Here is a 15758-nt window from a genome sequence, read left to right on the forward strand (position 1 = left end):
CCCCTGCCCCTCTGCCCCCCTCCAGGTGCTTCTTCCAGGACAACATGAGCATTAGTCCCCCCAAGACCAAAAGAACTGACCCCAGCGCGGCGTGGTGTCCCGTTGGTTTGCCATGCAGATAGTTGGGTATTAACGTAAAAAGGACTGTTGGCAAAGTCTATTTCGGGATTGGGTTCTTCAAAGTACAAACTGGGTGGTATTTGTTGATGCTTTAGAGCTAAAACAGTTTTAATTAAACCCGTTACCCCAGCAGCTGTATTCAAATGGCTGACATTAGGTTTGACCGAACCGATCGCACAAAAACCCTTCTTACTGGTCTGGGCACGAAATACTTTTTCTAGCGCTCGAATTTCAATCGGATCGCCCAAGGCTGTGCCAGTGCCATGAGTTTCAATGTAGGTAATTGTATCAGGTTCAAATCCTGCGATCGCTTGAGCTTGGGCAATGACTTCTACTTGACCTGCAACACTCGGTGCTGTGTAACTAACTTTGACCGCACCATCATTATTAATAGCTGAACCCTTAATCACTCCATAAATATAGTCGCCATCCGCTACAGCATCTTCTAATCTTTTAAGAACAACAACACCCGCGCCTCTGCCAAAAGGGCCGCCAGTAGCTTTAGCATCAAAGACACGAGTGTGACCATCAGCAGAAGCGATTCCTCCAGGTTGATAGAAATAACCTTCTATTTGGGGAGTTTGGATGGCAATACCTCCAGCCAGCGCCATATCGCACTGATAACTTAGCAGTCCTCGACACGCCAGATGAACAGCTACAAGGGAAGTAGAACAAGTTGTACCAACGCTGAGGCTTGGCCCTTTGAGATTCAACTTATAGGAAATTCGTGTAGATAAAGTATCCTTATCGTTGCCAAGAGCAATTTGCATTCTTAGCGATTTCAGCAGTTCAGGATGTGAAGCAAGATTGTTGAGTAAATAAGTACTGAGGTTAGCACCAGCATATACACCGGTTAGGTTGTTGTCTGCTTTTGGGTCATAACCAGCATTTTCTAAAGCTTCCCATGCACACTCTAAAAAAATTCGCTGTTGAGGGTCAATAATTTCGGCTTCTCTGGGAGAGTAGCCAAAGAATGAAGCGTCAAACATCTCGATGTCTTCTAGCACAAACCCTGCTTTCACATAGTTAGGGTCTTGTAAAGAAGTTGCATCTACGCCTTGCGCTATTAAATCTTCATCGCTGAAGAGTGAAATAGACTCTACACCATCACACAAATTCTGCCAAAACTGAGCGACGTTTATCGCTCCAGGAAACCGGCCTGCCGTCCCAACGATCGCTATGCCTTTCAACTCATTATTCATCATACTTTCCTTCTTTGCTTCATCAGCTGCATTTCTTCAGCGATCGCCGCTTCTTGCCTCTTGGCACGCTCTTGCGCTTGCCCAAAGACTGGTTGTTCATTTTGTGTTTGGCTAAGATGTCCTGCCAAAGCATTGATAGTGGGATATTCAAATAATTCCGATGTGGAAACGTTGCAATTAAAGGCTGCTTGCAGTCTGCTCCGCACCTGCACCATTAGGAGGGAATCACCCCCCAACTCAAAGAAGTTGTCGTAAATACCTACTTTTTCTGTCCCAATGAGTTCTTGCCAAATAACAGCAATCCTTTGCTCGATTTCATTTTTGGGAGCAACATAGGGATTTTGTAAATTAGGTCTGGGATGGAGTAATAATGAATTAGCTTTTTGGCTAACTGTTTTTGTCTGAAACGATTCCAAATTAATCCATTGATTAATTCTAGTTTGTAATTCTCCAGTGGATACAACAATCTGATTACTTTTACTCCAATTCAAAATTCTTTGAAAAGCTTCTGTACCCTCATTCAGTTTGATTGCCAAATCTGCTAAACCAGTGGCAAAGTATGATTCACTTTGTTTGTTTTCTTTTACAGTTTGCCAAGCATCCCAGTTTACACTTGTCCACGCCTTTGCATTATTTTGGTTGTGTTGATGAACAAAAGCATCCATAAAAATATTAACAGCAGAGTAAGTAATAAATCCTAATCCTCCTAATACTGAGGATAAGGAAGATAGCAATATACAAAAATCAAGACATTGATTTTTTAATATTTTTTCTAATACAAATATTCCGTATACTTTGGGTTGAAATTGCTGTTTGCAATCAATCTGACTTGTTTGCTCAATAAACGAAAATGACTTTTCTTCAGTAATACCGGCGGCGTGGATGACACCATTGAGCTTACCAAAAAGCGATTCAGCTTGTGCGATCGCTTCTTCCATTTGTTTGAGATTGGCTACATTAGCACTGACTACCAATACTTCAGCACCTAGCGCTTCCAGTTCTTGTATCTTCTGAATCTTTCTACTAATGTTATTTTGCTCATCATGAGTATTTAGCCATTGCTGCCACTCGTGTTTCGGCGGAATTGTTGAACGTCCTATCAAAAGAAGTTTAGCTCGTACTGTCTTCGCCAGATGCTCCGCTAAAACAAGTCCAATTCCTCCAAGTCCACCAGTTATTAGATAAAATCCTTTTTCTTTTAATCTTGGTATCTCTACCTTTGTTTCATTTAATTGAATCGCCTCAAAAGTTTGCACCCAACGATTACCACCACGGTAAGCAATCACCGATTCAAAGGTCGGGGCTGTAAGTTCCCGTAATAGATAATTTGTCAGTTTATTCTCTTGTAAACTTCCTTCTAAGGGAATAATAATATCAATACTCCGACAGCGAATATTTGAATATTCTTGTGGAATGACCTTCACTGGGCCGAGTAAAGTTGCTTTTTCTGGATAGAGGGTTTCTTCTCCAGTTACTGACTGCATATTATTAGAGATTACCGTAATTTGAAATTCATTTAAAACATCTAACTTACTTAATGCTTGCGCTATAAACAGTAGACTGTAAAATCCTTTTTCTTGAAATTTTTCAAGCTGTTCTAATTCTGATATTATGTGATTTTGTGATGTTATATTCCATAAATGAATAATTTTGGTTGGAAGTTTTTTTCGTGCAGACAATTCTCTAAATAAAGTATTATAGTCACTACATTGTTGAGGATCTATCGTGTATTTATTATTGTTCACCTTGCTAAACTTAGACCCAATCTCCACACTAATTACGTTTTGATTGTGTAGTTGCAGTTTTTGAACTAACTGACAACTTAAGTTCAACTCATTAGTCAACACTAAAATACAAGATTTTTTAACTACTAATTCCTTCTGTTCAAGTGGCGCTGGAGGTATAGATTGCTTCCATAAAGGTAAATAGAACCAGTCAGCAATATCTGGCTTTTTACCAAGTGACACAGGTTTAATAGCATTCTGCTGTCGTTGTTTATAGTTTTCAATCCAGTAACGTTGACGCTCAAAGGGATATGTTGGTAAAGGAACACGATAATGGCGCTGATGGGCATAAAATCCCGTCCAATCCACATTTACCCCACATAGCCAGAGTTTACCTAATGCGTTCAATAAGAAAGTTACATCTGAGTGTTTTTCTTTAGGATGTCGCAGTGAAGACAATCCCACTCGTTCTGAATGCTTTTTGGCGAAGGTAGATAAAGTTTGTCCAGGGCCAACTTCTAGGAAGATGCGATTTGGCTCTTGTAACAATGCAGAAATTCCTGCCGAAAAGCGAACACAACAGCGTAAATGTTTCGCCCAATAATTTGGATCTGTAGTTTGTTCTGCGGTAATCCAGGTTCCCGTGACGTTAGAAATAAAAGGAATTTTCGGAGGATGTAGTTTAACTTTACTGACTTCTTTAATGAATGGCTGCAATATGGATTCCATCATTGGCGAATGAAAAGCGTGGGAGGTATGCAAACGCTGACATTCTATTCCCGGAAGCTGCTTTTGTAATTCATCTATAGCATCATCAGTTCCCGATATCACACACAAAGCTGGTGCATTACTAGCAGCTAAGGATAAATTTTCATTCAGTAATCCTCTAGCTTCTGCTTCTGGTAACGGTACGGAGAGCATAGCACCGCTTGGAAGTTGTTGCATCAATCGCCCACGAGTAGCCACCAAAAATAAAGCATCTTCAAGTGACATCACACCAGCTAAAGTTGCGGCGACATATTCCCCAATGCTATGCCCAATCATTGCTTCGGAAGAAATCCCCCACGACATCCACAATTGAGCTAGAGCGTATTCTATGACAAACAATGCAGGTTGAGTGATGGCTGTTTGTTGCAATTTTTCGGCTGCGGCTTTTGATTCGGATTCGTTGGGATAAATAACTGAACGCAAATCCAACCCTAGATGAGGTTGCAGCAATTCACAACACAAATCAACCTGTTGCTGAAAAATCGGCTCAGTTTGGTAAAGTTCTTTACCCATGTCCACATACTGAGCGCCTTGTCCGGGGAACATGAAAGCGATGGGGCGATACTCCTGCGGAGTCTTTTCGCAAACGGCATTTTCAACTGAACGAGTGAAAATTATTTGCGGATCTCGTAATTCCAAGGCGCTGGCTGCATCCTCAATATCTGCACACACTACCACGCGACGATGATTAAATTCACCACGCCCTACTTGCAGTGTATAAGCAACATCCGCTAAGTCCACATCGGGATGTAGCCGCAGGTGATTAGCCAAATTTTCTGTTGCTGTCTCTAAAGCAGAACTAGTTTTAGCTGATATACACAAAAGATATTGACTTTTGCCTTTTGCCTTTTGCCTTTTGCCTTGTATTGGTGCTTCTTCTAGAATGATATGAGCATTAGTCCCACCAATACCCAAGGAACTCACACCAGCACGACGAGGAGTATTTCCTGCTTTCCATTCTTTGAGGGTTTTATTCACATAAAAAGGACTGTTGGCAAAATCAATTTGGGGATTCGGTTGCTCAAAATTCAAGCTGGGCGGTATTTGTTTGTGTTTGAGCGCTAAAACTGTTTTAATCAGTCCGGCAATTCCAGCAGCTGCATCTAGATGACCAATGTTTGTTTTCACGGAACCAATACCACAGAACCCTTTTTTGGTGGTGCTGCTACGAAACACTTGAGAAAGTGCAACTATTTCAATGGGATCGCCTAAGGCTGTACCAGTACCATGAGCTTCAATGTAGCTGATTGTCTCAGGCTCAACTCCTGCAAGCATCATCGCTTCAGCAATCACTTGTGCTTGACCATTGACGCTGGGTGCTGTATAGCCTACTTTACCAGAACCATCATTATTGATAGCTGAACCTTTAATTACGGCATGGATGCAGTCACCATCTGTTAGAGCATCGCTCAATCGCTTCAGGACAACAATTCCTACACCATTACCGATAGTTGTTCCCTGCGCTTTAGCATCAAAAGCACGACAATGACCATCAGGAGAAAGTGTTCCTCCCGGTTCGTACAAATAACCAGCTTTTTGAGGTACGTGGATAGAAACCCCACCAGCCAAAGCCATGTCGCATTGATAATTCAACAAACTTTGACAAGCAAGTGTGGTTGCAACTAATGAGGTAGAGCAAGCTGTTTGGACTGTAATACTGGGGCCTGTGAGATTTAATTTATAAGAAACACGAGTTGTGAGGAAATCTTTATCGTTACCAATTACTGTTTGATAACATTGGGCTGAACCCAGGCGATCGCGGTTTAAATCTAATGAATAATAGTTATTTAGGCTTGCCCCAGCATAAACTCCAATACGACTGTCACATCTAATTGAATCATAGCCAGCATTTTCCAATGCTTCCAAAGCACACTCTAAAAAAATCCGATGTTGGGGGTCAGTAATTTCTGCTTCTTTGGGATTAAAACTAAAAAATCCCGCGTCAAATAAATCGATATCTTTTAATATGGCACTGGCTTTTACATAATTGCGATCGCTTAATATATTAGGCTCAATCCCATCAGATATTATCTCTTCATCTGTAAAGATAGAAATTGACTCTACACCATCTCGTAAATTATGCCAAAATTCTTCAAGATTTTTAGCACCAGAAAAACGCCCTGACATACCAATTATCGCTATTCCTTCTAGAACATCATTATATGTAGTGCTAACCATTGTTTTTTCTACCTTGTTTCCTCAATAATTGCTTTTGGCGATTGATAGCCTCAATTTGGTTATTGGCGCGATCGCGTGTTCCTCTAAAAGACAATTGTTGTTCTTGACTTAAATACTGGGCTAGGGAATTGATAGTTGGATTTTGAAACATTTCTACAATCGATATGTTAAGATTCATAAATTTTTGTAGCTTGCTATTAACCTGAACCATCAATAGTGAATGACCGCCAAGGTCAAAAAAGTTATCATTGACGCCCACTTTTTCTAGATTTAGTAACTCTTGCCAAACTCTGGCGATCTCCCTTTCCATCTCAGAACGAGGAGCCACATAAACCTCTGCTAACTCAGGGCGATCGCCATCTGGTACAGGTAATGCTCGACGATCTATCTTGCCATTCGTTGTTAAGGGCAGCGTCTTTAGCTGTACAAACACTGACGGCAACATATATTCTGGTAGTTGTTCTTTAAGAAAGTTCCGCAGGTCACTAGTAGTAAGTGTTGTTTCGGTATTGGTAACAAAATAAGCTACTAAACGCTGATTATCTGGTACATCCTCCCGCATTAACACCACTGCTTCTTGAACTTCTGGATGTTGCCCCAATAAACCTTCAATTTCTCCGAGTTCAATACGGTAACCACGCACTTTTACTTGATGGTCAATCCGTCCTAAAAACTCTAAATTTCCATCCCAACGATAACGAGCCAAATCCCCTGTTTTGTATAATCGCGTTCCTGCTTCATTATTGAAGGGATTAGGAATGAATTTAACAGCTGTAAGTTCTGGTTGATTCAAATAACCCCGTGCTAAACCAGCACCGCCAATATATAGTTCGCCTGGAACTTCTATCGGTACTGGCTGATGGTGTTGGTCTAACACGTATAGCTGACTATTAGCTATTGGCTGACCAATAGGAACAGAATTTGACTCAATATCATCCTGGGGTACTCGATAAACACAACAGCCTACTACAGTTTCCGTTGGGCCATATTCATTCACTAATAATGTTTCAGGTGCAAACACTTTCCAAAAGCTAATACTTTCTGTCAAGAGGTTTTCTCCTCCAATGATGAAAGCTCTAGTTATACCTGCTACTTCTTTTGATGACAATTGCTTAGAAAGTAATAAAAGTTCGGCTGGTGTAATTTTAACTAGACTCAAGTTGGACTCTTGACGAAGTGCATTTCCCAAAGATTCGATGCTTTGGTTTTCGGGAATAAGTTCTACCTGACGCCCAACGAGTAATGGTGAGAACAAACTTGTGATAGTTAAGTCAAAAGCCAGAGAAGAGTGAACAGTAGTTCCTTTGCCTTGCTCAACTGTATATGCTTGAGTAGCCCAACTTAAGTAGTTGACTAATCCCTGATGAGGTATTAATGTTCCTTTGGGTTTACCAGTGGAACCGGAAGTGTAAATAACATAAGCTAAGTTGGTGGCATCTGTTTTACAAAGGAGGTTTTCAGAAAACTCTTGAGCAATTCCTTCCCAATCGGAGTCTAAACAAATTACCTTGATGTCATCAGTTGGCAATTTGTTTATCAAGCTCTGCTGAGTTAGCAGTATTGGACTTTGGGTATCTTCTAAGATGAAGGCTAAACGCTCTTTGGGATGTGTAGGATCTAAGGGCAAGTATGCTCCACCAGCTTTTAAAATACCTAACACTGCAACTACCATTAAAGGCGATCGCTCTACACAAACCCCCACCAATACCTCTGGTTTAACACCCAACTTTTGTAAGTAGTGCGCTAGCTGATTTGCTTGGTTGTTTAATTCCTGATAGCTTAATTGTTGGTTTTCAAAGACTACTGCAACTGCATCTGGTGTTTTCTCTACTTGTTCTTCAAATAACTGATGAATACACTTATATTGAGGATAATCGGTTTGAGTATCATTCCACTCAACTAATAACTGCTGTACTTCAGATGGTGTTAGTAATTGCAAATTTGAAATGCACTGTTGGGTATCGCTAATTATACTTTCTAGTAGAGTTTGGAAATGTCCCAACATTCGAGTAATGGTATCTGCATTGAATAAATCTGTGTTGTACTCGCAAGTTGCAACCAAACCTTGTTCAAAATCCTGCACAAACAATGTCAAATCAAACTTAGATGTCCCGTTGTAACCTTCTTCATAATAAACAGAGACACCTGATAGTGTAGGATTTGATATTGGCACATTCTGGAGAACAAACATTACTTGAAATAATGGATTGTAACTCAAGTCTCTATTTGGCTGTAGTTCTTCTACTAACTTTTCAAAAGGTAAGTCTTGATAGCTATAAGCTTCTAAAGCTGTTGACTTCACCCGTCTTAAGAACTCCTGAAAACTCAGGTCGCCAGATAACTCTGTACGCAACACTAAAACATTGACAAAGAATCCGATTAATGAATTAATTTCTGCTTTATTACGATTGGCGATTGGCGAACCGACTACAATATGTGTCTGACCAGTATAACGATACAGTAAAATTTTGAATGCTGTCAGCAAGGTCATAAATAAAGTTACTCCCTGCTGACGACTCAAATTCTTTAATTCTTTTGTCAGAGTTGGAGAAAGAACTAATTTCTCTTGAGCGCCGTTGAAGGTTTGAATTGGAGGACGTGGACGGTCTGTTGGTAAATTCAGTACAGGTAGCTCACCCTGCAATTTTTGTTTCCAATAGCTCAATAATGATTGAATTCGTTCGCCATCAAGCCATTTTCGTTGCCAATTAACAAAATCTCGATACTGAATTGGTAATTCACTCAGTGGTGAAACTTTGTCTGTTGAGAATGCTTCATATAGTGCAGTTAATTCTTTAATCAGAATACCCATAGACCAACCATCTGCAATTATATGATGTAGAGTCACCAACAACTGATAATTCCTATCATTTAATTGTAAAATTTTACTACGCAAAAGCGATTGAGCAGATAAGTCAAATGGCTGTTGTGCAAACTCTGTAGCCAAACGTTTTGCTTCTTGGATACGCTCATTTTCTGATAAAGAACGCAAATCTTCAACCGCCAAAGTTACAGGTACAGCTTGATTTATAACTTGCACTGGTTGTCCATTAATCAATGTAAAGCTTGTGCGTAATAGTTCGTGTCGTCTAATAATTTCGTTCAGACTATCTTGTAAAGCTGTGAAGTTAATGCAACCCTTGAAGTTAATAACTATAGGAATATTATATGTAGGAGTATCGGGAGTTAGCTGATTGATAAACCATAATCCCTGCTGAGAAAAAGATAGAGGATAATGTGATGTGTTTTTATCTTGTTGAATAAAGGATAATGATGGTAGTGCATCTGTTGTCATTTGAGCGAGTAGCTTAGTGACAAGCGATCGCCCACTCATTCCTTCAAAAAAATCTGCTACAAATACTTCTATTTCTAAATCAACTTCAATCCGATTTTTTAACTCAAATACTTTTAAAGAATCAAGTCCCAGCGTACTTAATGGTTCTTGGAGATTAATATCATCTGCGGCAATTGAAAGTACTCCTGCTAAGAGTTTCATCAGATATGATTCTAAAACTATTTGACATTCTTTTGGGGAAACTTCCAACAGTTCAAAACGTTGTATTTTAATTTCATTTCCAGCAATATCATTAATTTTGAGAACGTCACTTTCAACTATATGCAATTCGCCATTTTGAAACTGAGCGCGAGTTGTACGCCTTTGAATTTTACCGCTAGAAGTTTTGGGAATACTACCTGGTTTAATTAAAATTACACCATAAACTTGTACTTCATGTTCTTCAGTAATAGCTTGGCGTATGGCACTAGTTACTTCTGCTAAATTTGGCTTGGTGCGAAACTCTAATTCTTGTACAATAAAAAGCCTTTCTTCATTATTAACTTCTACTGTAAATGCTGCATTAGCACCAAAACGTAACGATGAATGACTGCGTTCTGCTGTTAATTCTATATCTTGTGGGTAAAGATTGCGACCGCGAATAATAATTAAATCTTTTGCTCTACCTGTAATGAAAACCTCGTCATTGTGCAAAAAGCCTAAGTCACCAGTGCGTAAAAATGCCCCCTCTTTCGTGTCTTTGAGATAGGCGTGGAATGTTTCTTTTGTTTCTTCTGTTCGATTCCAATAACCTTGACCAACACTAGGGCCAGATACCCAAATTTCCCCAACTTCATTTGATGAACAACGAGTTAATGTTTCAGGATTGACAATTACAATCTGCTGATTCGGAATTGCTTTGCCGCAACTGACAAAATTTTGAATATCTTGATTCTCGATAGTTGCTTCGACTATCTGGTTTTGTGAAAGTGCAGATTTATTTACAGTTCTGACTTGAGCTAAGGCTTTTTTGCTCCCGCCAGAAACTATCAATGTTGCTTCCGCCATACCATAGCAGGGATAAAATGCTTCTGCACGAAAGCCACATTCTGCAAAGGCGGTTGCAAATTGCTCAAGGGTATCTTGCCGGACTGGTTCAGCGCCGTTAAACGCGACACTCCAACTACTTAAGTCAAGAGTTTCTTTTTGTTGTTGAGTAATCCTTTGAACACATTGTTCGTAAGCAAAATTAGGGCCGCCACTTGTGGTGCCTTTGTAACGGGAAATCGCCTGTAACCAGCGATAAGGTCTTTGCAGAAAAGATGCTGGTGACATTAATATGCAAGGAAATGCACCATACAAAGGTTGCAAAATGCCACCAATCAATCCCATGTCATGGTAAACAGGTAGCCAAGAGACAAACTTGCTGCTGGATGAATGCTCCATGAGTTGGTAAGTGACGGCAGCGTTGTGCAGGAGGTTACCATGACTGAGCATCACTCCCTTTGGTGTGCCTGTTGAACCAGAAGTGTATTGCAGAAAGGCCAGGGTATCTCCATTAATTGCAGGTTGCTGCCAAGAATCTTCTAGACCCTGTGCTACATTGTCTGTTGTCAGCCAGCGAAAATTCCCCTGTTTTGTATCTGGTGTGAATATTGATTGTAATGCGGGGAGCATTGCTGTTGTGGTGAGAGCAACACTGGCCTGTGCATCTATGGTAATAGCTTGTATTCTGGGCGTTTTACGTTGATTGCGAGGCGGATAAGCTGGAACTGCCACGACTCCAGCATATAGACAACCAAAAAATGCTATTAGGTAATCCAGTCCAGGAGGATACAGTAATATGGCACGCTCCCCACTCAAACCAAAAGCTTGCAGTTGTGCTGCTACAGCTCGACTGCGCCGATCTAATTCATAGTAAGTCAGCGTTAATTCCTGAGTCTCTCCATCTTCAAGGAAAGTAAAAGCTTGTCTGTGCGGCATCTTGAAACTGCGATCGCGCAGAATATCAACGATAGTCGCACACTCAGGTGGAATTTCTTGGAAGTTATTGATAATCTCAGTCATTATTATGCCTCCGGTAATCAGATCCAGGCAAACAATAGTGGCAAAATTAGTCTTACATTCACTCCTAGCTGCACAGGCTTTTGAGTCAGTTGTTGTGGATATGTAAAGGTCTACTTCAATACGGTAAACCTTTAACAGATATACCTCTTTCTTGCTGAAGCTGGTGTTTTTACAGAATTATTTAATTCAATTGGGAAAACTCAAACAACAGACCTCGATGTTGCTCTAGCGAACAGAGGGCGAAATTACTAAGTCAGCCATCCAAGCTTTAATATTGCTATTTATTTTCATTTAGACTTTCTTACATTACAGTGAAGTGTGGCGTTTAGCAACCCCGTATTAATAGCTAATAATTATCAAAACTTGAAAGATGTGTGATTTTAGACTATCTAAAAAAATATCAGAAAATAATTTATTACTTTTGATAGGTGTCGATGGGTGGAAGAAGCCGAACGCTTTCAATGACCCGATCTAAGATCTAAGGGAAGTCCAATGGCTGAGATTTGAGTCGAGAGTGTGCGATCGCCTGACGACAACGCTCAACGCTGGGATCTCCTGCAAACAATCGCCGATTTAGCTGATGAGCTATTGCGACCATATCCGCACTTGGTAGCCAGGGAAAAATTACTATGTCCCCCGATCCCGAAAACATCTTGATTAATTGTTCGATCAACTGCTCTTTTAAATCTGATTCTGGGAAGATAATCACAGCCTTGGCTCGTTCGACTAACCAATCGTGATCCCAGTCATCGGAGGTAATAGCTATAGCAAGGGTAGCAAAGGGTATGCGGTCGATGAATTGTGGTGAAGCTGTATCACCACAAAACAGAAGATGTTGCTTTTCCAGTAAAAACCAACCCGACTCAATTTCATAAGGATTGACAACAATAGGTGAGACTGAAGTAGTTTTTGCTACAGTAACTTCTATAACTGGTGTTTCGGTTTTCAGCTGCTGCTTCGGAATTATAGTCACAATCTCTGGTATAGAAGTAAGTGATTGTGGTGGCTCAGATAACACAGGAGCAGAGATAGCTTTTGATTTCTCTTCCTCAATTACTTGACGAATATTCTTATAAGTTATGGTTTGGCCTTCATGAGCGCGTTGTAGAAATTCCTCACGCACATTTCGGGGAGTTGATGGTGCAGCCAAAAGATAAAGGGCAGACGTAGCAATATCTATTTGTGCAAAATTTGCACGTTCAGCCAATGTTTCATAAACGTTAATAAAATTGTAAGCTGTACGTCGGCTCCAGCCAAACTCAGCTTTGAGCCAAGTTTCAAACTGTCCGTGTTTGAGCTGAGAACGCACCTGGGCTAGCTTCTCACCAATTTCCCAGATATCTTGTGCTGAGCGCCGTAAGCGCTCTTTAATTTCTCCAGTTCGCTGCTGAATAACTTGACGTTTTTCAGAATCCAAAATTTCATAGTTGAAACCAGTGATTGCTTGACTGTGTTTTTTGAAATTGCTCACAATTTGTCTAAACTGCTTACTATATAACTATCATAGTCGATTATCTGTTAATTTTCATCTGTAGTAGAAAAACAAGCACTTTTGTCAATACCTCTAAATGTATAAATATCAGATCGCGTGTCTTTGAAAGGGGATGGGATTTGACCAAAGCCCCGTTAGGGCGGGAATAGGGAGTCGGGAAAGAAATAGCCTAAACATTGGAGTGGGTTTCAAGCCCCATTTATCAACTGCTCTAACCTCAAAACAAATGGGTAAACCCGCAGCCATAACTTTCAAAAGCCAGAAGAATATAAAGTGAGTAGCTTGATCTATTACTAACTTAATGATAATCTTTGTTATTAAGTAAATTCAGTAGCTCAAAAAGTTTTCCAAAGGTCTTACAAGTCCTTTATTTGAGATGGGAAATACAATTCCCTAGAAGCAGCTTAAAATCTACCTTTTAGCCTAAGCTTGTTATGGATTGGCTCGATAGCGATCGCAAATTGCCAGTGTTTTGCACTACCGCAACCACAGATGATTGCTAGTCCCCCAAAACAAGGGCATAAACCCTGATTTTTTTAGTTTGCAAAGCTTTTCGATCTAATGAACTTCCTGATTAACAATGAAAAAATAAAAGCTACCTTCCAATACTAAAATGATGCATACTTCAACTTAAGTAATATTCCTAACTAGTGACGCAATACTGTTGGGATTGGTAATTTGTTACACTTCCAATAGAAACTCTTCTTGTTTAAGTACAAGTAAATAGAGTTTATCCAAAGTAGTCTCTAAAATCTAAATTTTAGAGGGTAAAATTGCAGCAATTTTGAAGAAAAGTGAAGTACATAACTTCACTCTCAAAGACAAGTATAAAGACCGTTTTACTTCGGAGTTCTGAGGAAAGCAACGGAAACGTCTTTGGCTTTGCTGCTAAATTCTGAATTCTACTGTTAGTTTCCACACATTAGGTTCCTGAGCAAAGCAAATCTCTCTATCTAGCTAGAGTTTAGATCTCAGTCCAACAAGAAAATCAAGCTGAGAATTAGTTGTTATGCAAACAACCTCACCCCAGGTAACCGTGGATAATTTTTTTCTAGAGGTGGATCACATTTTTGTCTGTACGACAAAAGAAGCTGATAGTATTTCAGTTCTTCAAAAAGTTGGTCTTCACTGTTCTAATCAGCAAGTGCAACATGTCGAACATGGAACAGCCTCAAAAATAATTTTTTTTGAAAATACGTATTTGGAGTTAATTTGGATAGAAGATAAAGACTTAATAGAACAGCAGTCTGCACAAACAGGCATTCAGACACTAACTCGCCTTCATAAACAACATACTGGAGCATCACCCTTTGGTGTCGGTTTGCGTAGGAAGTCAGAGCAAAGCAAGGTGGTATCTGATTCAAGTTTATCTTGGGCTGAGACGATGCGATGCCTACGGCGGGCTACGCCTACGCGCAAGTCTATTAGTTTTGCAGCAGAAAATTTTGTGAATCAGCAAGAGCCTTTTTGCTTTATGGTTCCTGATTCTATTGCTCTGACAGCTTGGCTCGATCCCTCATCAACTACACACCAGCACTTAATCTCTCATCCCTTGGGTGTCAGAAAGCTAACAAGCGTAAAAATCACAATTGATAGCGACAAAGATTTGACTGATGCTATGTCTCTAGTTTGTACGAATAGCGCTGTAACTATCGAACGAGGAGAATCTCCATTGCTAGAGTTGACCTTTGATGAGGGCGTTAAAGAAAAAAAGCTTGATGTCCGACCATTTCTGCCAATTTTGTTGAAATATTAAAACATTGATAGCATCCCTGGCTAAAAAATCTGAACTGAGGTATTACTATGGCAACAGTGGGAAAGTATTGTAAAGCTTACTCTGTAAAAAATTTGCGTAAATTCAGTCAATGGACGGAGTGTGCTGAAAATACCAGAAAAGAAAACAAGTCTGTTGAGCGTAAAGAAGTCGCAATTAATAGAGAATTAACTGATGATGACTTTCTTTACCTACAAGAAAATTATGTAGTTACAGATGGGATTTACAAGGATGAAAATATCATTTTTGAGAATGTAACTCCCGAATGGCAGGAGTTTTGCCACAAAACCCTGGAATTTGAGATTCCAGCATACGAACAGGTGAAAGTAGAAGCATCAACACAAAAGTAATTTTTTATAGTTATCAAAATTAAGTCGTTCGTCTGAAGTAATATCATGTCCGCCTGAATACTTATGGTATAGACTGACACAAAGAGAAGTCCATCGCTGGAAGCCGGCGCTCAGAACTTCGAGGGACGCTCTGACGCGGATAGATTTTAAAGAAGTCGGAAGTCAAAAGTACAGTTTTATAACGAGGATTTAGACCCCGCTTTCGGCATACTTGCGGCTTTGAAGCCTCTTACTTAAACCATACTAGTTTGTTAATGATAAGTGATTAACCGGACATGATATTATTTCCGACTTCCGACTTCTGAATGTTCACTGATTTCAAGAGGAGACATATATATGAACGAGTTAGTGCAACGGTTGTCAGAAGGCGAACACCCTGTTGAAGCAAGTTTACGACCCGAAAAAACAGCTACAGCACTCAAAGAAAGTATCGACCGAGGTTATGTTCACATCAAATTTACAAATACTAATGGAGGTACTGATTTGGGTGTTAAACTCGACCAACAAGCGTCTAATTTCCACTCAGTTGACTTTGAGCATCAAACAGGAAAAGTTCATTTAGTTGGTAATCTGACGCTGAATTACGTGAAAGTCCGATGTATTGCAGATATTGAACTGTCAACTTTAGAGGGTAAAGGACACCTTGAACCAGTGGAATAGTGAGATTTATAGCAAGGGACTCTTTACTGGGGACTGGGTGAAAAGCCTTTGTCTTGAAAAGTTTGGATAATTGGCGTTGCATAAATGCGGGATGAATTATGCAAAAACGGGTATTTCTCTATACTTTAAATAATGAAGTAACAATCGAA

At 40.0% G+C, this 15758-nt stretch carries 7 protein-coding genes; 3 read left to right on the top strand and 4 right to left on the bottom strand.

Annotation, left to right across the window (positions count from 1 at the left end; all coding sequences use genetic code 11):
* The 4 genes from GNE10_RS20105 to GNE10_RS20120 all read right to left on the bottom strand — a co-directional run.
* On the bottom strand, nt 1-1325 hold a 1325-nt coding region (locus GNE10_RS20105; RefSeq protein WP_185566677.1), incomplete at its 3' end, for a type I polyketide synthase.
* A complete protein-coding gene (locus GNE10_RS20110; protein ID WP_185566678.1) occupies nt 1322-5992 on the bottom strand; it encodes a type I polyketide synthase in 4671 nt (1556 codons plus the stop codon). The genes GNE10_RS20105 and GNE10_RS20110, both read right to left, overlap by 4 nt.
* Complete coding sequence (locus GNE10_RS20115) at nt 5985-11333, bottom strand: non-ribosomal peptide synthetase (RefSeq protein ID WP_185566679.1); 5349 nt, start codon at nt 11331-11333, stop codon at nt 5985-5987. Before GNE10_RS20115 ends, GNE10_RS20110 begins: the two co-directional genes overlap by 8 nt.
* A gap of 478 nt (nt 11334-11811) precedes the next feature.
* The gene (locus GNE10_RS20120) at nt 11812-12804 is read right to left on the bottom strand and encodes a DUF3102 domain-containing protein (RefSeq protein ID WP_185566680.1); all 993 of its coding nucleotides are present in this window, start codon (nt 12802-12804) and stop codon (nt 11812-11814) included.
* A 1030-nt stretch (nt 12805-13834) separates the two neighbouring features.
* On the opposite strand from GNE10_RS20120, the gene GNE10_RS20125 reads away from it, so the two are divergent.
* From GNE10_RS20125 to GNE10_RS20135, 3 genes are all read left to right on the top strand, one after another.
* A complete protein-coding gene (locus tag GNE10_RS20125) occupies nt 13835-14581 on the top strand; it encodes a VOC family protein (RefSeq protein WP_185566681.1) in 747 nt (248 codons plus the stop codon).
* A gap of 47 nt (nt 14582-14628) precedes the next feature.
* Complete coding sequence (locus GNE10_RS20130) at nt 14629-14949, top strand: hypothetical protein (protein WP_185566682.1); 321 nt, start codon at nt 14629-14631, stop codon at nt 14947-14949.
* Nucleotides 14950-15285: 336 nt separating this feature from the next.
* Nucleotides 15286-15609 (top strand): MbtH domain protein, encoded by a 324-nt coding sequence (locus GNE10_RS20135; RefSeq protein ID WP_185566683.1) that lies wholly within the window; start codon nt 15286-15288, stop codon nt 15607-15609.
* Nucleotides 15610-15758 lie beyond the last annotated feature (149 nt).

The organism is Nostoc sp. 2RC (assembly GCF_014222165.1).
GTDB lineage: Bacteria > Cyanobacteriota > Cyanobacteriia > Cyanobacteriales > Nostocaceae > Nostoc > Nostoc linckia.